Raw genomic sequence first — 17,818 nt, forward strand, 5'->3', positions numbered from 1 at the left:
AGATCAATGAGCTCCGCCGATCTGACGCCTGAAGAGATTCAGGCCTGCCTCAAGGTTTTGAACACCATCCACGTCTACGACGAGGAGCACCCCGACTACGTCTCGGTGCGCCGCGCCACCGGCAAAATGTTCAAGGCCGTCAAGCGGCACCGCCGCGTCACCAAGCGCGATTTGATCGCGGAAGCGGACCGCGCCGTGCTGGCCCAGACGGCCACCGCAGCGCCCGACAGGATCGACGACGAGACGCGGGGCAACAAGCTCGCCCCGTCCGCCACGGGAAATGTTGCCGGCCACCTCATCAGGTCCAGGCCCTGCTACATCTGCAAGCAGCACTACACCCAGGTGGACGCCTTCTACCACCAGCTGTGCCCCGAGTGCGCGGCGTTCAGCCACTCCAAGCGCGATGCCCGCACCGACCTCACCGGCCGGCGTGCCCTGCTGACCGGCGGCCGCGCCAAGATCGGCATGTACATTGCGCTGCGGCTGCTGCGCGACGGCGCGCACACCACCATCACCACCCGTTTCCCCAAGGACGCCGCGCGCCGCTTTGCCGCCATGGAGGACAGCGGGGAATGGCTGCACCGCCTGAAGATCGTGGGCATCGACCTCCGCGACCCGTCGCAGGTCATGGCGCTCACCGATGACCTCAATGCCGCCGGCCCGCTGGACATCATCATCAACAACGCCGCGCAGACGGTGCGCCGCTCCGGCAACGCCTACAAGCCGCTCGTCGACGCCGAGGACGAGCCGCTCCCGGCCGCCCTGGAGGCAGCCAACGGAGGCCCGGAACTGGTCACCTTCGGCCACGCGCACGACAAGCACCCGCTCGCGATTGCCAGCAGCGTCACCGAGCACCCGGTCCTGGCCGGCGATGCCGTCACGTCGCTTGCGCTGTCCACCGGTTCGGCGTCCCTGGAGCGGATCGCCGCCGGAACGGCCATCGACGCCGGCGGCCTGGTCCCGGACCTGGCCACCATTAACAGCTGGACGCAGGTGGTGGACGAGGTGGACCCGCTGGAGATGCTCGAGGTGCAGCTGTGCAACGTCACCGCACCGTTCCTGCTGGTCAGCCGGCTGCGCGATGCCATGAAGCGGTCCACCGCCCGGCGCAAGTACATCGTTAATGTCTCCGCCATGGAGGGCCAGTTCTCCCGGGCCTACAAGGGACCCGGCCACCCGCACACCAACATGGCCAAGGCGGCCCTGAACATGATGACCCGCACCAGCGCGCAGGAGATGCTGGAGGCCGACGGGATCCTCATGACTGCTGTCGATACCGGTTGGATCACCGACGAACGCCCGCACTTCACCAAGGTCCGGCTGATGGAGGAAGGCTTCCACGCGCCCCTGGACCTGGTGGACGGCGCGGCCCGGGTCTACGACCCCATCGTGATGGGCGAAAACGGCGAGGACCAGTACGGGGTGTTCCTGAAGGACTACAAGGCCAGCCCCTGGTAAACAGCGCTCTGGCAGGTCGGGTAGCTGCGGCGTAGGCTCTGGTCCATGACCAACGTGCAGCCCGTCGAGGCATCCCACGAGTCCGTTGAACGTCTGGATTCCAGCCAGTGCTGGCACCTGCTCCGGCAGGTTTCGGTCGGCAGGCTGGCCGTCTGGGTGGATGACCACCCAGACATCTTCCCGCTGAACTACACCGTGGACCACGGCACACTGGTATTCCGCACGGCTGAGGGCACCAAACTTGGTGGCGCCGTCGGGGAATCTCCGGTGGCACTGGAAGCCGACGGAGTGGATGCCGAATCGGGGATGGCCTGGAGCGTGGTGGTCAAGGGAAAAGCGGCGGCGCTCAAGAGCACCGAGGAAATCCTCGATTCCGCCTCTCTCTACCTGTTCCCGTGGCAGGCAGGGCAGAAGGACCACTTCATCCGCATCACGCCGGACTCGATCACCGGCAGACGGTTCAAGGTCACCGCGCCGCTCACCTGGTGGACCCAGCTCAGCGGCGCGGTGAAAGCCTCGCCGGAGTGACCTGCCGTAGCTCTGGCCCCGACCGCAGGCTTAGGCCAGGCGGGTGATCTCCACGCTCACGCTCAGGTTCGAGCCGCCGCCGCCGGACAGGATGCCCTTCAGCGGAGGCACGTCCCGGTAGTCGCGGCCGCGGGCCACGGTCACATGGAAGTCCCCGGCCGGCTTGTGGTTGGTGGGGTCCCAGCTGCGCCATTCGCCGTCCCACCATTCCAGCCACGCGTGGGACTGGCCGGCCACCGTCTCGCCGATGTCCGCCGTCGACCGCGGGTGCAGGTAACCCGAGACGTACCGTGCCGGGATACCGCAGCTCCGCAGGGCGCCGATGGCGAGGTGGGCCAGGTCCTGGCACACGCCCTGGCGCTGGGTCCAGGCCTCCTCGGCGTTGGTCGTTACGCCGGTGCTGCCCTTCATGTAGGTCATCTCGCCGCGCATCCAGGCGAAGATGGCCATGGCTGCCTCGTGCGGGTTCTTGCCTGCAACCACGCCAGGGATGATGCCGAGGACTTCCTCCCCCGGGCCGGTCAGCTGTGACTGCGGCACCCAGTCGCTGAACTGGTTCAGCGTCTCGGGGGAAGCGAGGTCGTCCCAGCCCACGATGTCAGCCTCCGACGGCACACGCACTGCCCGGTGGACCTCCACCGTGGTGGTGGCCAGGACCTCCAGGTGCTCGTGCGGCATCTGCATGTCGAACGCGGTGACCCGGGTGCCCCAGTAGTCGCGGTAGCTGCTGACCGCAGCCTGCGACGGCGTGACCTTCATGGAGGACTCCAACACCACCTGCTGCGGGTCAGTCAGCGGGGTCATGCGGGCCTCGTTATAGGACAGCGTGACGCGCCGCTTGTACTTGTAGCCGGTCCTGTGGACGATGCTCAGCCGGGTCATGAAACTTCTCCCACCCAGGCCAGTTCATCCGCCTGATTGAAGTACTTACGGGAAATGGCGTCGGACGCCTGCGCAACGGCCTTCTGCACGCGCTCCATGTGCTCCGGAAGCTCGGACATGAGGTCGTCCGTGCGGTGGAACTCCAGGAAGGTACGGGCCTGGCCCACAATCCGGCGGGCGTCGTTGATGAAGCCAACCCGCTGGGCCGAGGGGTCCAGCTTCGCCAGGCAGTCGTCGGCGTCCCGCAGGGCGTACACGATGGAGCGCGGAAACAGCCGGTCCAACAGGAGGAACTCGGCCGCGTGCTGGTCGCCGAAGGCGGCCCGGCGCGTCCGCAGGAAGGATTCGTAGGCGCCGGCGCAGCGAAGCATGTTCACCCAGGACATGCCTGCGGAGAGGACGTCCCGCGTGGAAAGCATCCGGGCAGTCATGTCGGCCCGCTCGAGTGAACGGCCCAGCGCCAGGAAGAGCCAGCTGTCGTCGTGGCTGACGGTGGTGTCGGCCAGGCCGCTGACCATGGCGGTGCGCTCAAGCACCCAGTGGCAGAAGCGGTAGGTGCCCACTACGTCCTTGCGGTGCTGGTTCAGCCCGTAGTAAGTGGTGTTCAGGCTCTCCCAGAGGCCGGAGGAGACCGTTTCGCGGGCGCGCCGGGCGTTTTCGCGGGCAGCGCCGAGGGACCCTGCAATCGAGGTGGCGCTGTGCTTGTCATAGGCGAGGGCGTGGAGCAGTTCCTCCAGCCCGAAGTCCTCGCTCTGCGGGCGGGCGCCCATGACCCCGAGCAGTTCGCGGGCAACGCTGCGCCGCTCCTCGGTGGGCAGGTGGTTCAGGCGCTCCAGGTGCACGTCGAGGATGCGGGCTGTGCCGTCGGCACGTTCAACGTAGCGGCCGATCCAGAACAGGGATTCGGCAATTCGGCTAAGCATTCGCGGGTACCTCCTGCGCGTCAGAAATCTGCTGCTGCTGCTGTTCCGACTGCCGGTCGCGCCAGTTGCTCTCGACCGGCCACACGGAGACCCGCTCCCGGACGGTGACGGACTGCCGCGGCAACCGCTCCACCGGCACCTGCGGCGAACCCGCCAGCACCCAGGTGTCCTTCGACCCGCCGCCCTGGCTGGAATTCACGATCAGTGACCCTTCCTTCAGTGCCACGCGGGTGAGCCCGCCGGGCAGCACCCAGACGTCGTCGCCGTCGTTGACCGCGAACGGCCGGAGATCGACGTGCCGGGGGCCGAACTTGTCGCCGCTGAGCGTCGGCACGGTGGACAGCTGCAGCACCGGCTGCGCGATCCAGCCGCGGGGGTCGGCAATGATGCGCCTGCGCAGCGCGTCGAGTTCTTCCTTGGACGCGTCCGGGCCGATCACCAGGCCCTTGCCGCCGGAGCCGTCCACGGGCTTGACCACGAGCTCATCGAGGCGGTCCAGGACGTGCTCGCGGGCTTCCTTCTCCTCCAGCCGGAAGGTGTCCACGTTGGCGATCACCGGTTCCTCGCCGAGGTAGTAGCGGATCAGGTCGGGTACGTAGCTGTACACCAGTTTGTCGTCCGCCACGCCGTTGCCCACCGCGTTGGCGATGGTGACGCCGCCGGCGCGGGCGGCGTTGACCAGGCCGGGGCAGCCCAGCATGGAGTCGGAGCGGAACTGCAGGGGGTCGAGGAAATCGTCGTCGATGCGCTTGTAGATGACGTCCACGCGCTGCTCGCCGGCGGTAGTGCGCATGTACACGCGGTTGCCGCGGCAGATGAGGTCGCGTCCCTCCACCAGCTCCACACCCATCAGGCCGGCCAGGAGCGTGTGCTCGAAGTAGGCGCTGTTGAAGACGCCGGGGGTCAGCACCACCACGGTGGGATCGTCCACGCCCGACGGCGCCGTCTTGCGCAGGGCGGAGAGCAGCCGGCGCGGGTATTCCTCCACCGGACGGATGAGCTGCTGGCCGAAGGCTTCCGGCAGGCCCTTTGCCATGGCCCGCCGGTTTTCCAGCACGTAGCTCACGCCGGACGGCACACGGACGTTGTCCTCGAGGACCCGGAACGTTCCCTCGGCGTCCCGGACCACATCGATGCCGGAGATGTGCACCCGAACCCCGCCCGCTGGTTCGAAGCCGTGCACGGCGCGGTGGAAGTGCGCGCTGGTGGTAATCAGCTGGCGCGGGATCACGCCGTCGGACACCACGGTCATCTTGTCGTAGACGTCCTTCAGGAACGCCTCGAGCGCCCGCACCCGCTGGGCGACGCCGCGTTCCAGCACGTCCCATTCACGGGCGGGGATGACGCGCGGCACGATGTCCAGCGGAAACGGGCGCTCCTCCCCCGCGAAGTCGAACGTCACGCCGCGGTCCAGGAACGTCCTCGCCATCGAGTCCGCCCGCGCGCTGACGTCCGCCAGGGACAGCTGCCGCAGCGCGCCCGCAACCTGGCCATACGACTGGCGTGCCTTTTGCCCGGGGGCAAACATCTCGTCGTAGGCGCCGGTGCGGCCGGCAGCCTCGGAGTAATCCTGGAATAGGTCAGACATGGTCATTAGCCAACCACCTTTTTGTTGCGAATTCATTTCCCGTCCCAGCCCTGGCGTGTTGGCGGGACTTCCGGTTGGTCTTTGGCGTCGACGTCCGGCAAGGTTGTGAGGTGCCAGACTTCCGACTCCCGCCGCCGCTGCTGGCGCAGTTGCGCAGGATGACGCATCAGAACCTTACCCGGAATCTGCCCGGCCTGCTGACCGCCGTCGTCGCCCTGGCCTTCGCGTTCGCCATCCATGGCGCCGTGCCCGCCCTTCCGGCCATGACCCTGGCCGTGGTCCTGGGCCTGCTGGCAGCCAACCTTCCCGGCACGGCCGTGTGGACGGCCGGGCGTGCCCGGCCCGGGCTGGACTTCGCCGGCAAGCACCTGATGCGCGGCGGCATCGTGCTCCTGGGGCTGAAGGTGAGCCTCTCGGACGTGCTCGGCCTCGGCTGGCTGGCCCTCCTGCTCATCGCGGCGGTGGTGGTGGCCAGCTTCGCCGGCACCTACGGGATTTCCCGGCTGTTCCGGCTTCCGGCCGATACTGCCCTGCTGATCGCCACCGGCTTTTCCATCTGCGGCGCCTCGGCGATCGGCGCGATGGCCGCGGTGCGGCGGATCAGCCACCGGGACACGGTCCTGCCCGTGGCCCTGGTGACGCTGTGCGGGACGCTGGCCATCGGCGTGCTCCCGCTGCTGGTCCATCCGCTGCATCTGGGCACCGAGGCCTTCGGTGCGTGGACCGGTGCCTCCGTCCACGACGTCGGGCAGGTGGTGGCCACGGCGCAAACCGCCGGTCCGGCGGCACTGGCCCTCGCCGTCGTCGTCAAACTCACCCGGGTGATCCTCCTGGCACCCATGGTGGCCATGGCCGGGGCAGAGCAGCGGATCCGGCACCGCCGGGAAGCCGGTGGCCGGGCCGGCGGACCTGCAGGGGGCAAGCCTCCGCTGGTTCCGCTGTTCGTCGTCGGATTCGTGGCCATGGTGGCGCTGCGCTCCAGCGGCTGGCTCTCCGCCGGGTGGCTGGAGGCGGCGGCCGGCCTGCAGGACGTGCTGCTGGGCGCCGCCCTCTTTGGCCTCGGATCGGCGGTGCGCATCCGCACCCTGCTGCACACCGGGGCGCGCGCCGTGCTCGCCGCCCTGGCGGCCTGGCTGCTGATTGCGGTCCTCGGGTTGGCTGCCGCGCTGCTCATGGTTCAGTAGAGCCCATCGTTCATCTGCGCTCGTGATTCAATAGTCCGGTGTCGAATCAGAACCTCCAGCGCAACGAAGCGGCAGAGCGGTCCGCCCTCATCACCACCCACAGCTACGACGTCTCACTCGACGTCCGCAACGCACCGGATCCGGACGCCCGCGGGTACACCAGCCGCAGCACCATTTCGTTCTCTGCGGCGCAGCCCGGGGCCTCCACCTTCCTGGACTTCATCGCCGGAGACGTGCACAGCGTGGTGCTTAACGGCGCGGAACTGCCGGTCCGCGACGTGGTGGACGGCGCACGGATCCGGCTGGAGAACCTGCAGGCCGAGAACGAGGTGACGGTCACCGGAACGGCGCTCTACAGCAGCTCGGGCGAGGGCATGCACAGGTTCTTCGACCCGGCCGACGGCCAGTGCTACCTCTACACCCAGTACGAGCCGGCCGATGCCCGCCGCGTTTTCGCCAACTTCGAACAGCCCGACCTCAAGGCCCGGTTCACCTTCTCCGTCACCGCCCCGGCCGGCTGGGAGGTGGCCTCCAACGGAGCCGTGGCGGCGCGCCTGCCCCTGGCGGAGGACACCGGGGCCTCCCGCTGGGACTTCGCTCCCACCCTGCCCATGTCCACCTACATCACGACTGTACTGGCCGGGCCCTATTTCAAGGCCGAGGACCATTGGAGCGGGACGGACGACGGCGGGACCCGCCTTGATGTGCCACTGGCACTTTACTGCCGGGCGTCCATGGCGCCCTCGTTCGACGCCGCCGAGCTGTTCCGGCTCACCAAGCAGGGACTCGGATTCTTCAACAGGCTGTTCGCCTACCCCTATCCGTGGGGCAAATACGACCAGGCCTTCGTGCCCGAATACAACCTCGGGGCAATGGAAAACCCCGGCCTGGTCACCTTCACGGAAGACTACGTGTTCACCTCGCGGGCCGCCGATTCCCAGTACCAGGGCCGCGCCAACACGCTGCTGCACGAGATGGCGCACATGTGGTTCGGCGACCTCGTGACCATGCAGTGGTGGGACGACCTGTGGCTGAAGGAGTCCTTCGCGGACTACATGGGCACCCTCGGCGTGGACCGCGCCACGGACTGGGACACCGCCTGGGTCAACTTCGCGAACAAGCGCAAGGCCTGGGCCTATGTCCAGGACCAGTTGCCCACCACCCACCCGATCGTCGCCGATATCCCGGACCTCGAGGCGGCAAAGCAGAACTTCGACGGCATCACGTACGCGAAGGGCGCCTCGGTCCTGAAGCAGCTCGTGGCGTACGTTGGCTTCGACGCCTTCATTGCGGGTGCCCGGCAGTACTTCAGGGACCACGAGTACGGCAACACCAGGCTGGCGGACCTGCTGGCTGCGCTGGCCGAGTCCTCCGGCCGGGACCTCACCACCTGGGCCAGGCAGTGGCTCCAGACGTCCGGCATCTCGACGCTGAGCACCGAACTGGAGACCGCTGAGGCGGCTGACGGGACGGCCGTCCTCGAACGGGTCGTGCTGCTGCAGGACGCTCCCGATCCCGTCACCGGGCGGCAGGAGCCGCGCCCGCACCGGCTGCGCGTCGGGCTGTACAACTTCGACGCCGACGGGGCGCTGGTCCGCACTGATTCCGTGGAAACCGACCTGGCCGGAGGTACCCAGGAAATAACCGCCCTGTCCGGGAAGGCCCGGCCAGCCCTGTTGCTGGTCAACGACGAGGACCTCAGCTACGCCAAGGTCCGGCTCGACCCCCTCTCCGAGGCCACCATCCGTTCCTCGCTGGACCGCATCGCCGACCCCATGGCCCGCGCCCTGAGCTGGTCCGCGCTGTGGAATTCGGCCCGCGACGGCATTACGCCCGCTTCGCAGTATGTGGACGCTGTGCTCCGCTTTGCTGCCGCCGAGTCCGGCATCGGCGTCCTGCTGAACATCCTGGGCAACGCCACCATGGCCCTTGAGCAGTACGTGCCGGCCCGGGGCCGCGAAGCCCTGCGGAATTCCTTCGCCGAGGGCGCGGCACGGGAACTGTACGCGGCGGAACCCGGCTCGGACCAGCAGCTTGCCTGGGCCAGGACGCTCGCCACGGTCAGCCGGACTGAGGGCAGCCAGACGGCACTGCTCCGCGGCCTGCTGGACGGCAGCGAGCGGGTGCCCGGACTGTCCGTGGACGCGGAACTCCGCTGGAGCCTGTGGCATGCGCTGGCGGCCCGGGGCCTGGCCACGGAGCAGGAGCTCGACGCCGAGCTGGCGAGGGACACCACGGCTTCCGGCCGCGCCGGACACGCCACGGCGCTGGCCGCGCGGCCCGAGGCAGCGGTCAAGGCGGCAGCCTGGGACGCCGCAGTGCGCGGGACGAAGCTCTCCAACCAGCTGCTCAGCGCGACCATCGCAGGTTTCAACACAGCCACCGAGGAGCTCCTGGACCCGTTTGTGGAGCCCTACTTCGGATGCCTGGAAACGGTGTGGGCGGAGCGGAGCATCGAAATCGCCAGCCGGATCGTCCGAGGGCTGTACCCGTCCGTCCGGGACCTGGGCTCGGCCACCACCCCGGAGGACCATCCCGTGGTGGCACGCACCGGCCGCTGGCTCTCAGAGCACGCGGACGCCCCGCGTGCCCTGCGCCGGATCATCATCGAGCAGCGCAGCCACCTGCACCGGTCACTGGCGGCACAGGCTGTGTCGGTGGAGACCCCGTCGGTTGCTCCATAAGTGCCCTTTTGACCTCTCAGAAGGGCAGTTACGGAGCACTCGATGGGGGGTCTCTAGGGGTTCAGGGGACCCGGTGGAGCCACGCGTCCGTGCCGAACTTTGACGCGACGCGTTGACGGGCAGTCTCCAGTTCCTGGTCCGTGATTTCCGACGGTGTGGCCCCGTAGCGCTCGGCGAACACCTCCATCATGGCCGCCACGATTTCGGCCCGGGCCAGGCCTGTCTGGCGGCGCAGTGGGTCCACGCGCTTCTTGGCGCTGGTGGTCCCCTTATCCGAGAGCTTTTCCTTGCCGATCCGGAGCACGTCCACCATTTTGTCGGCGTCGATGTCGTAGCTCATGGTCACGTGGTGCAGCATGCCGCCGTTGGCCAGCCGCTTCTGGGCCGCCCCGCCGATCTTGCCCTGGCCGGTGGCGATGTCGTTGAGCGGCACATAGAAGGCGTCGATGCCGAGCTTCTTCAGGGCGGCCATCACCCACGCGTCGAGGAAGGCGTAGGAGTCGGCAAAGCTGATGCCGTCCACGAGCGTCTGCGGCAGGTAGAGCGAGTACGTGATGCAGTTGCCCGCCTCCATGAACATCGCTCCCCCGCCGCTGATGCGGCGGACCACCGTGATGCCGTGCCGGGACACGCCCTCGGGATGCACCTCATTGCGGTAGGACTGGAAGCTGCCGATCACCACGGACGGTTCCTCCCAGTCCCAGAAGCGAATGGCGGGGTTGCGGCGGCCGGCGCCGACCTCCTCGGTGAGCACCTCGTCCAGCGCCACATTCAGGTGCGTGGGCAGCACAGCGGGCGCGATGATGCTCCAGTGGTGGTCCGTCCACGCGGTGGCCTTGGCCAGCGCCCTGCGGACGGTGATGGCCACGGCGTCGGCCGAGAAACCGAACAGCACGGCGTCCTCCGGGAGGGAGGCCTCCACGGCGGCGGCGATGTCGGCCGCCGTCGAATTTTCCGGCAATCCTTCCAGGGCGGCGTTGATGGCCAGGAGGGCCTCGTCCGGTTCGAGGAAAAAGTCGCCGCTGAGGGAAACGTCCGTGAAGGCGCCGTCCACGACGTCGAGGTCCACCACCACGAGCTTGCCGCCCGGGACCTTGTACTCGCCGTGCAGCCCCCGGGCCGCCCTCCCTGTTGCAGAACCTGGCGTGGCAGTCATGCCTTCCATCCTGCCCCACAAACGCGAAAAGCCCGCACCGTTGCCGGTGCGGGCTTTCCAAAGAACCTTGGGGGAAGTGAATTACTTCTTGCCGCCGAAGCCCTTGAAGCGAGCGTTGAAGCGCTCGACGCGGCCAGCGGAGTCCATGATGCGCTGCTTGCCCGTGTAGAACGGGTGGGACTCGGAGGAGATTTCGACGTCGATGACCGGGTAGGTGTTGCCGTCTTCCCACTCGATGGTCTTCGAGGAAGACACGGTGGAGCGGGTCAGGAACTTCGTGCCGGAGGCCAGGTCGTTGAAAACAACAGCTTCGTACTTCGGGTGGATATCAGACTTCATAATGGGACCTTTTGTTCACGCAACTGGATTTTGCCAGTTGCCAGGTATGAATGGGATGGCTTCCGTCCGCGCTTCGGCCAGCCGAAAGGCCGGCGAAAATCACAGGGGAACCAGCTATCAATCATAGCGGATGGCGGAGGAACTAACGAACCTGCCGTTCCGGCGAGTTCAGGCCCGCGGCCGCAGCTCCCAGAATGCGACGGCTGACGCCGCCGCCACGTTGAGCGAGTCCACGCCCGCACGCATCGGGATCTTCACGGCGAGGTCGACAGCGGCCAGCGTGTCCGCGCTCATGCCGGCACCTTCCGTGCCCAGCACCAGGGCGAGCCGCTCCGGGTTGCTCGCGGCCAACTGGTCCAGGTCCACGGCCTCCTCGGTGAGCTCCATCGCCGCCACCGTGAAGCCCTGCTCCCTAAGGAGAGTGAGGTCCTGCGGCCAGCTGTCCAGCCGGGCCCACGGCACCTGGAAGACGGTGCCCATGCTGACGCGGACGCTGCGGCGGTACAGCGGATCGCCGCAGCGGGGCGAGACCAGGACGGCATCCACATCCAGCGCCGCCGCCGACCGGAAGATGGCGCCCACATTGGTGTGGTCCACGATGTCCTCCAGCACCGCCACGCGGCGGGCGCCGGCCAGCAGTTCCGGCAGCGGGACCGGCGCAGGGCGGTGCATGGCCGCCATGGCACCGCGGTGGAGGTGGAACCCGGTGATCTCCTCCAGGAGGCCGGCGCTGCCGATGTACGCGGGAACGTCCGGATACTTCTCGAAGATGTCCGCGAGGTCCGCAACCCATTTTTCGGCGAGGAAGAAAGAGCGCGGCCGGTGCCCGGCAGCGAGGGCGCGCCGGAGGACGCGCGAAGATTCGGCGATGTACATGCCCTCGGCGGGTTCGCGGAGCTTCCGGAGGTGCACGTCCGTCAGTTGGGTGTAGTCGGAGACGCGCGGATCAGCGACGGACTCGAGATAGTGGAAAGTCACCGGGCTGTCATTCCTATAAACACAGGCATTTCGATAGGCGTAAACACAGGCACTTCGATAAGCGCTTGCACTTCGATCAAATGCATTCAGTCATCACTTGAGCAGGTTCGCGACCAGGAAGCCGAGCGCCACGAGGCCCAGGGCAAAGATGACGCCGCGCAGAACGGGTGGGGACAACCTGCGGCCAACCTTGGCGCCGGCGAGGCCGCCGATGAGGGAGCTGACGGCGATGATTGCCACCACCGCCCAGTTGATCCGGTCGAAGGCAAACAGCAGATAGGACGCGGCCGCGATCAGGTTCACGCCCAGCACCAGGACATTTTTCATGGCGTTGGCGTTCTGGATGGTGCCCGTCATGAACACGCCGAGGATGCCCACCAGCAGGATTCCCTGGGCCGCGACGAAGTATCCGCCATACACGCCGGCGAGGAAGACGAGGACCACCAGCAAAACGCCGTGGTGCTTGTCCCGCAGGGCATGCTCGGGGTTTTCCTCGCGGTTCCGCACCCATTGCTGGAGCCTGGGCTGGAACACCACCATCAGCAGGGCCAGCACAATGAGCACCGGCGCCGCGTAATGGAAGACCTTTTCCGGCAGGTGGAGCAGGAGCCAGGCTCCGCTGATGCCGCCCAGCAGGGACGCCGGGAGCAGCCGCAGGAGCTGCCGGCCGCGGCCCTTCAGCTCGCGGCGGTAACCCCACGCGCCTGCTGCGCCGCCGGCGACGAGGCCCATGGCGTTGCTCATGGAGGCCGTCACCGGGGCGATGCCCAGGGCGATCAGCACCGGGAAGGTGACGAGGGTTCCGGACCCGACGACGCTGTTGATGGTGCCGGCCCAGAGGCCGGCGAAGAACACAAGGATGCCGCTGAAAAACTCCACGCTGTGCCGACCGCCCCGCTAGCGGCGGGCGGTTGCCGTGTAACGGCCGGCGTTTACCGCGACGTCCAGGGGCAGGCCGAAGGTCTCGCTCAGGTTGCCCGAGGTGAGGACCTCTTCGACCGGCCCGGCAGCCACCACTTCGCCGTCGCGCATCAGCATGGCGTGGGTGAAGCCCGGCGGGACTTCCTCAAGGTGGTGGGTGACCAGCACGATCGCCGGGGCGTCCTCGTCCATGGCCAGCTGGCTAAGGCGGTGCACAAGGTCCTCGCGGCCGCCCAGGTCCAGGCCGGCGGCGGGCTCGTCGAGCAGCAGCAGTTCGGGGTCCGTCATCAGGGCCCGGGCGATCTGCACGCGCTTGCGTTCACCCTCGGAGAGCGTGGAGAACTTCCGGTTCAGGAGCGGCCCCATGCCCCAGTCGTTCAGGAGGGCGAAGGCGCGGCGTTCGTCGTCCTTCTCGTAGCCTTCGCGCCAGCGGCCGGTCACGCCGTAGGCGGCGGTGACGACGACGTTGAGCACTTTCTCGTACTCCGGGATCTGGTTGGCCAGGGCCGCCGAGGAGAGGCCGATCCGCGGCCGCAGTTCGAAGACGTCCACCTTTCCGAGGCTTTCGTCCAGGATGCCGGCAATACCGCTGGTGGGGTGGAGCCTCGCAGCAGCGATCTGCAGCAGAGTGGTCTTGCCGGCGCCGTTGGGGCCAAGAATGACCCACCTCTCGCCTTCCCTGACCTGCCAGTCCACCTTGCTCAGGAGCGTTTTGGCTCCGCGCACAACGCTGACGGCGGCCATTTCAAGAACATCACTCATAGAAGTAGACACTAGGACAAAACACGGTGCGACTGATAACCGGTAACTCCAGTCGTCGGCACGCCCTCCACGTTTATGACACTATATGCGTATGAACGCAGATAAGCAGGCTTGCAGGCTTGACGTCGACAGCCAGTACGTGGAGCTCGCGGTAGAGATCTTCGCCATGCTGGCGGACGCCACCCGGGTGCGGATCATCATGGCCCTGCGCGAGGGTGAGATGGCCGTGGGAGCGTTGGCCGAGGTGGTGGGCAAGTCGCCGGCGGCCGTGTCCCAGCACTTGGCCAAGATGCGGCTGGCGCGAATGGTCTCCACCCGCCAGGACGGGACCAGGGTCCTCTACCGGCTCGAAAACGAGCACGCACGACAGCTCGTCGCGGATGCGATCTTCCAGGCCGAGCATGCGCTCGGCGGACAGCCGGCGCACCACCGCATGAATGGAGCCGCATCGTGAGCGACCGGACTGTGCGTGACGGGACGCAGGCCACCGGGCTGCCCATAAACGGAAGCGCCGCGGACTACGAGCATCATGAGCATGACCACGATCACGGTCATGACCATAAGCAGGAGGGGCATCACGAGCACGGGCATAACCACGGCCACGGGCACAAGCACCACAAGGGGATGAAGGGCTGGCTTTTCGAGCTCTTCGTCCCGCACACCCATGATGCCGCCGACTCGGTCGACGACGCCCTGGAGGCCAGCGCACAGGGCATCCGGGCGCTGAAAATCAGCCTGTTCATGCTCCTCGGGACGACGGTCCTGCAGTTCCTTGTCGTTCTGGTGAGCGGTTCCGTCGCGTTGCTGGCTGACACCATCCACAACTTTTCGGACGCCCTGACCGCCGTTCCGTTGTGGATTGCGTTCATCCTGGGCCGTCGGGCGGCCACCCGCCGTTACACGTATGGCTTCGGCAGGGCCGAGGATCTGGCCGGGCTGTTCATCGTCGCCGTCGTCGCACTGTCAGCGGTACTGGCGGCGTGGCAGTCGGTGGACCGGCTGATCCACCCCCAGGCGCTCCAGAACCTGGGCTGGGTCATGGGCGCAGGGCTGATCGGCTTCGCCGGAAACGAGGCAGTGGCAATCTACCGCATCAGGGTCGGGCGTCGGATTGGCTCGGCGGCGCTGGTGGCCGACGGCGTGCACGCCCGCATGGACGGCTTCACATCCCTGGCCGTGGTGGTTGGCGCCGGCGGCGTCATGCTCGGCTTCCCCCTGGCGGACCCGATCGTGGGCCTGCTGATCTCGGCGGCCATCATCGTCCTGCTGTGGGGAACTGTCCGCAGCATCGGCCGCCGGCTGATGGACGGAATCGAGCCGGAACTCGTGGACAGCGCCCGCTGCACCCTGGAGGACACGCCCGGAATCATTGGCGTGAAGCGCGTGCAGCTCCGCTGGGTCGGTCACCGCCTTCAGGGTGCGGCCACCATCGCCGTCGACGACACCAGCCTTCGCCTGGCTGAACAGACCATGCAGGAGGCAGCGCACCGGCTCCGCCACGCCCTGCCCAAACTCGACGAGATGGTCCTTACGCCGACGGCCGCCAGTCCCCGGACGCCATAGCTTCACAAATTCCCTGCCTCTTGTTACGCCGCGGTGGTCCAGTCACGGTGGCGCTGTGGCCCAGTGGCGCCAGGTGCGCTCGCCGGCTGGAGCACCCGCGTCAGCTGGCGCTCGCTTCATTCGGCGCGCGCTAAAGGGTCCGCGCCCGGCCGCGATAGCGCCGGACAGCGTCGGCGTTGCCGCACCGGGCTGAGCAGTACGTACGGTTTCCGCCGCGGCTGGTGTCGGCGAATACGCGGCTGCAGTCCCGCCAGGCGCAGACGCCCAGCCGCTCACCCGCCGCCTCGGTCATGAAGATCGCAAGCCCGCCGGCGGTGACCGCACGCACCCTTTCGGCCAGGGTTTCGCCGGCGTCCGCGAAATGAAGATGCGGGAGCATGTCGTCGTGGGTGGTCAGGAATACGCGCCGCACGCCCTCGGCCAGCAGGGCGTTGACCGCCGCGCAGCGGTCCGCCTGGTCCTCGGCTGCGAAGACCGTCCGCAGCCGGACGGCCCACTCCCGCATTTCGTCCTGGTTCGCGGGTGTGATCCGGGGTGAGCGGAACATGTGCGTTGTCAGGAGATCCTGCAGGGCGGCACTGCCCCACGGGCCGTCGGCGAGCATGTTGACGAGCGATTCCGCCAAACGCACCCCGTGCATGTTGTCATGGTTGAACTGCATAAACCCATGACATCACAGTTGTCCTGTGGAGGTTTTCCACGACGAGCACCAGCCCGAGGGGACCACCCGACTTGACCAGCACCGCCGAAGCAAGCCGTTCCACCCAGCGCCGCATCGTGCGTACCCTGTCGATCGCACAGATCTTCTCGGGCCTGGGCAACGGCTCAACCCTCGCCCTGGGCTCCATCCTGGCCGTTGACCTGTCAGGGTCCGAAGCGTGGGCCGGGTCCGTCAACACAGCCCTCACCCTCGGCACCGCGGCCACGGCGATTCCGCTCTCCCGGCTGGCCCTGCAACGGGGTCGCCGTGTGGCCCTCACCACCGGCCTGGCCGCGGCGATCGCCGGCACTTTCCTGATGGTCACCGCAGTGACCGCGCAACTGTTTGTGCTCCTGCTTGCCGGATCCTTCCTCGTTGGTCTGGCTTCGGCGGTCAACCTGCAGGCCCGCTTCGCTGCGACGGACCTGGCCGAGCCGGCCCACCGGGGACGGGACCTCTCCCTGGTGGTGTGGGCGATCACCATCGGCGCCGTCGCGGGACCCAACATGGTCTCCCCCGGAGCCGTCCTGGCTGGCTGGCTGGACATTCCGCCTGCTGCCGGTCCCTTCCTGATCTCTGCGTTGGGGATGGTGGTTGGCGCTGCGATCGTGGCGCTGTCCCTGCACCCGGACCCGCTGCTGACCCGCCGCGCCCTCGACGGGGCGGACGTTCTGCCTGCTTCCAGGCTCTTCGACACCTGGCGTGAAGGCTGGCGGACCGTGAAACGGCACCCTACCGCCCGCGGAGCCGTCGTAGCGGTCATTGCGGCCCACGCGGTCATGGTCGCCGTGATGTCCATGACACCGCTGCACATGCAGCACCACGCCGGACACGCGGCCGGGAATGCCGACACCATCGCACTGATCGGCCTGACCATCTCCCTGCACATCGCGGGGATGTATGCCCTGTCGCCGCTGATGGGCGTCCTTACTGACCGCCTTGGGCCACACGCCACCGCGCTGGCGGGCCTGCTCACCCTGCTCGCGGCTGTGGCACTGGCAGGGCTGGCGTCCCAGAGCATGGGAGCGGTCACCGTTGGCCTGATCCTTCTCGGGCTGGGCTGGTCGGCAACCACCGTTGCCGGTTCCACCCTGCTCGTGGCTTCCCTCACACCCGCTGAACGCGTCCCGGTCCAGGGGTTCTCGGACGCCACCATGTCGCTGGCCGCCGCGGTGGGAAGCGCGGCAGCGGGGCCGGTCATGGGCCTGACCGGCTACTCCGGCGTCAGTGCCTTCGCGGCTGCAGTAATCGCGGCCGCAGCCGTGGCGTTGCTACGCCTGCGCGTCCGGCGCTGACGCGTCTGCCACCACCAAAGTGTCCTGCGTCCGGACGTCGCCCGTTCCGGTGCGCGGTTCTGCCCTACCGTGCCGCGCTGCGTCTGCGAACACCGCGACGGCTGCCACGGCGAGGGTCACCCCGCAGGACGCCACGACGTCGGTAAGCCAGTGATAGCCGAGGTACAGCCGGCTCAAGCCGACCAGTGCCGTGAGTGCAAAGGCGGCACAGAACCCAAGTACCGCCGTCGTACGTGTTCCCGAACGGGATAGCACGAGGTAGGCGAGCACAACGGAGAATACGCCGATGCCGACAGTGTGCCCCGACGGGAAGGAAAGTGCGTCGTCGGGACCGAGCAGGAAATCAGAGGACGACGGCCGGGACCGCCCAACCGCTTGCTTGATGAGGGTTGTCAGCACAACGGCCAGCACCATGGCACCCATGAGGACCGCCGGGCGCCACAGCTCCCTCTTCCACAGCGCCCACGCCAGGGCAAACGCCCCTCCGATGACGCTCAGCGTTTCCGGCGATGTCACGGTGGTCAGGGCCGCCAGCAGAACGGTGGCCGCGGGATTCCGGGAATCCACCATCAGGCTGTGCACAGGACCATCCAGGGCGGCCAGCCCCGAATCTGACTGGACGGCAGCGAACATGAGCCAGAAAACAGCGTCACCGGCCACCAGGAGAGCCCCGGCCCAGCAGAAAAGAACCTGCTGCGACGCCCTCAGCAAGGGCGCCGGGCGCAGGCGGGCAATCAAGGCAAAGAGCATCCGGCCATTCTGCCGGACCGGCCTCCGGGTTGGCCGGACGTTTGCTGGGAGCCGGGTGGGGACTGATTCCATGCAACGGATTCGGGAGGCGGCGCTGCGCTGGCTAA

General features: G+C 67.7%; 17 protein-coding genes. 7 read left to right on the forward strand and 10 right to left on the reverse strand.

Annotation, left to right across the window (positions count from 1 at the left end):
• Positions 1-6 precede the first annotated feature (6 nt).
• On the forward strand, positions 7-1,458 hold the full coding sequence (locus ACFRAU_RS17325) for an SDR family NAD(P)-dependent oxidoreductase (RefSeq protein WP_377997175.1): 1,452 nt from the start codon (positions 7-9) through the stop codon (positions 1,456-1,458).
• A 45-nt stretch (positions 1,459-1,503) separates the two neighbouring features.
• Positions 1,504-1,986 (forward strand): pyridoxamine 5'-phosphate oxidase family protein, encoded by a 483-nt coding sequence (locus tag ACFRAU_RS17330; RefSeq protein WP_378000856.1) that lies wholly within the window; start codon positions 1,504-1,506, stop codon positions 1,984-1,986.
• A 30-nt stretch (positions 1,987-2,016) separates the two neighbouring features.
• On the opposite strand, the gene ACFRAU_RS17335 is transcribed toward ACFRAU_RS17330, so the two are convergent.
• From ACFRAU_RS17335 to ACFRAU_RS17345, 3 genes are read right to left on the reverse strand one after another with little or no spacing between them, the layout of a single operon-like run.
• Positions 2,017-2,868, reverse strand: a complete 852-nt coding sequence (locus tag ACFRAU_RS17335; RefSeq protein ID WP_377997177.1) for a transglutaminase N-terminal domain-containing protein — start codon at positions 2,866-2,868, stop codon at positions 2,017-2,019.
• The gene (locus tag ACFRAU_RS17340) at positions 2,865-3,791 is read right to left on the reverse strand and encodes an alpha-E domain-containing protein (RefSeq protein ID WP_377951025.1); all 927 of its coding nucleotides are present in this window, start codon (positions 3,789-3,791) and stop codon (positions 2,865-2,867) included. The genes ACFRAU_RS17335 and ACFRAU_RS17340 overlap by 4 nt, the downstream gene beginning before the upstream one ends.
• A complete protein-coding gene (locus tag ACFRAU_RS17345) occupies positions 3,784-5,379 on the reverse strand; it encodes a circularly permuted type 2 ATP-grasp protein (RefSeq protein ID WP_378000857.1) in 1,596 nt (531 codons plus the stop codon). Before ACFRAU_RS17345 ends, ACFRAU_RS17340 begins: the two co-directional genes overlap by 8 nt.
• Positions 5,380-5,537: 158 nt before the next feature.
• Between ACFRAU_RS17345 and ACFRAU_RS17350 the strand changes: the two genes are divergently transcribed.
• Both ACFRAU_RS17350 and pepN read left to right on the forward strand, forming a co-directional pair.
• The gene (locus ACFRAU_RS17350; protein ID WP_377997206.1) at positions 5,538-6,563 is read left to right on the forward strand and encodes a YeiH family protein; all 1,026 of its coding nucleotides are present in this window, start codon (positions 5,538-5,540) and stop codon (positions 6,561-6,563) included.
• Between the two features lie 38 nt (positions 6,564-6,601).
• On the forward strand, positions 6,602-9,247 hold the full coding sequence (gene pepN, locus ACFRAU_RS17355) for an aminopeptidase N (protein ID WP_378000858.1): 2,646 nt from the start codon (positions 6,602-6,604) through the stop codon (positions 9,245-9,247).
• 61 nt (positions 9,248-9,308) lie between these two features.
• On the opposite strand, the gene ACFRAU_RS17360 is transcribed toward pepN, so the two are convergent.
• The 5 genes from ACFRAU_RS17360 to ACFRAU_RS17380 form a co-directional block, all read right to left on the reverse strand.
• Complete coding sequence (locus tag ACFRAU_RS17360; RefSeq protein WP_377997180.1) at positions 9,309-10,403, reverse strand: biotin/lipoate A/B protein ligase family protein; 1,095 nt, start codon at positions 10,401-10,403, stop codon at positions 9,309-9,311.
• Positions 10,404-10,484: 81 nt separating this feature from the next.
• Positions 10,485-10,742, reverse strand: coding sequence for a type B 50S ribosomal protein L31 (locus tag ACFRAU_RS17365; protein ID WP_003802336.1), 258 nt, complete (start codon positions 10,740-10,742; stop codon positions 10,485-10,487).
• A 168-nt stretch (positions 10,743-10,910) separates the two neighbouring features.
• A complete protein-coding gene (locus ACFRAU_RS17370) occupies positions 10,911-11,720 on the reverse strand; it encodes a TrmH family RNA methyltransferase (RefSeq protein ID WP_377997181.1) in 810 nt (269 codons plus the stop codon).
• Positions 11,721-11,813: 93 nt separating this feature from the next.
• Positions 11,814-12,599, reverse strand: coding sequence for a sulfite exporter TauE/SafE family protein (locus tag ACFRAU_RS17375; protein WP_377997182.1), 786 nt, complete (start codon positions 12,597-12,599; stop codon positions 11,814-11,816).
• 18 nt (positions 12,600-12,617) lie between these two features.
• Entirely contained in the window at positions 12,618-13,403 is a 786-nt protein-coding gene (locus tag ACFRAU_RS17380) for an ABC transporter ATP-binding protein (RefSeq protein ID WP_377997183.1), read from the reverse strand.
• Between the two features lie 91 nt (positions 13,404-13,494).
• On the opposite strand from ACFRAU_RS17380, the gene ACFRAU_RS17385 reads away from it, so the two are divergent.
• The gene (locus ACFRAU_RS17385; RefSeq protein WP_377997184.1) at positions 13,495-13,857 is read left to right on the forward strand and encodes an ArsR/SmtB family transcription factor; all 363 of its coding nucleotides are present in this window, start codon (positions 13,495-13,497) and stop codon (positions 13,855-13,857) included.
• Positions 13,858-14,027: 170 nt separating this feature from the next.
• Positions 14,028-14,966: a cation diffusion facilitator family transporter gene (locus ACFRAU_RS17390; protein ID WP_377997207.1), complete on the forward strand. Its 939-nt coding sequence runs from the start codon at positions 14,028-14,030 to the stop codon at positions 14,964-14,966.
• A gap of 130 nt (positions 14,967-15,096) precedes the next feature.
• On the opposite strand, the gene ACFRAU_RS17395 is transcribed toward ACFRAU_RS17390, so the two are convergent.
• Positions 15,097-15,627, reverse strand: coding sequence for a CGNR zinc finger domain-containing protein (locus tag ACFRAU_RS17395; protein ID WP_377997185.1), 531 nt, complete (start codon positions 15,625-15,627; stop codon positions 15,097-15,099).
• 71 nt (positions 15,628-15,698) lie between these two features.
• Here ACFRAU_RS17395 and ACFRAU_RS17400 point away from each other — a divergent pair, with 71 nt between their 5' ends.
• A complete protein-coding gene (locus tag ACFRAU_RS17400) occupies positions 15,699-16,961 on the forward strand; it encodes an MFS transporter (RefSeq protein WP_377997186.1) in 1,263 nt (420 codons plus the stop codon).
• Here ACFRAU_RS17400 and ACFRAU_RS17405 read toward each other — a convergent pair.
• Entirely contained in the window at positions 16,938-17,711 is a 774-nt protein-coding gene (locus ACFRAU_RS17405) for a phosphatase PAP2 family protein (RefSeq protein ID WP_377997187.1), read from the reverse strand. The two genes, ACFRAU_RS17400 and ACFRAU_RS17405, sit on opposite strands and share 24 nt — an antisense overlap.
• Positions 17,712-17,818: the final 107 nt, after the last annotated feature.

This window comes from Arthrobacter sp. NPDC056691, from assembly GCF_042791415.1.
Lineage (GTDB): Bacteria > Actinomycetota > Actinomycetes > Actinomycetales > Micrococcaceae > Arthrobacter.

Excerpts from the sequence above, each read along its gene's own strand:
- ACFRAU_RS17325 (WP_377997175.1), top strand. The coding sequence starts at position 7 with ATGAGCTCCGCCGATCTGACGCCTGAAGAGATTCAGGCCTGCCTCAAG.
- ACFRAU_RS17330 (WP_378000856.1), top strand. The coding sequence starts at position 1,504 with ATGACCAACGTGCAGCCCGTCGAGGCATCCCACGAGTCCGTTGAACGT.
- ACFRAU_RS17335 (WP_377997177.1), bottom strand. The coding sequence starts at position 2,868 with ATGACCCGGCTGAGCATCGTCCACAGGACCGGCTACAAGTACAAGCGG.
- ACFRAU_RS17340 (WP_377951025.1), bottom strand. The coding sequence starts at position 3,791 with ATGCTTAGCCGAATTGCCGAATCCCTGTTCTGGATCGGCCGCTACGTT.
- ACFRAU_RS17345 (WP_378000857.1), bottom strand. The coding sequence starts at position 5,379 with ATGTCTGACCTATTCCAGGATTACTCCGAGGCTGCCGGCCGCACCGGC.
- ACFRAU_RS17350 (WP_377997206.1), top strand. The coding sequence starts at position 5,538 with ATGACGCATCAGAACCTTACCCGGAATCTGCCCGGCCTGCTGACCGCC.
- ACFRAU_RS17360 (WP_377997180.1), bottom strand. The coding sequence starts at position 10,403 with ATGACTGCCACGCCAGGTTCTGCAACAGGGAGGGCGGCCCGGGGGCTG.
- ACFRAU_RS17365 (WP_003802336.1), bottom strand. The coding sequence starts at position 10,742 with ATGAAGTCTGATATCCACCCGAAGTACGAAGCTGTTGTTTTCAACGAC.
- ACFRAU_RS17380 (WP_377997183.1), bottom strand. The coding sequence starts at position 13,403 with ATGAGTGATGTTCTTGAAATGGCCGCCGTCAGCGTTGTGCGCGGAGCC.
- ACFRAU_RS17385 (WP_377997184.1), top strand. The coding sequence starts at position 13,495 with ATGAACGCAGATAAGCAGGCTTGCAGGCTTGACGTCGACAGCCAGTAC.
- ACFRAU_RS17390 (WP_377997207.1), top strand. The coding sequence starts at position 14,028 with ATGAAGGGCTGGCTTTTCGAGCTCTTCGTCCCGCACACCCATGATGCC.
- ACFRAU_RS17395 (WP_377997185.1), bottom strand. The coding sequence starts at position 15,627 with ATGCAGTTCAACCATGACAACATGCACGGGGTGCGTTTGGCGGAATCG.
- ACFRAU_RS17405 (WP_377997187.1), bottom strand. The coding sequence starts at position 17,711 with ATGCTCTTTGCCTTGATTGCCCGCCTGCGCCCGGCGCCCTTGCTGAGG.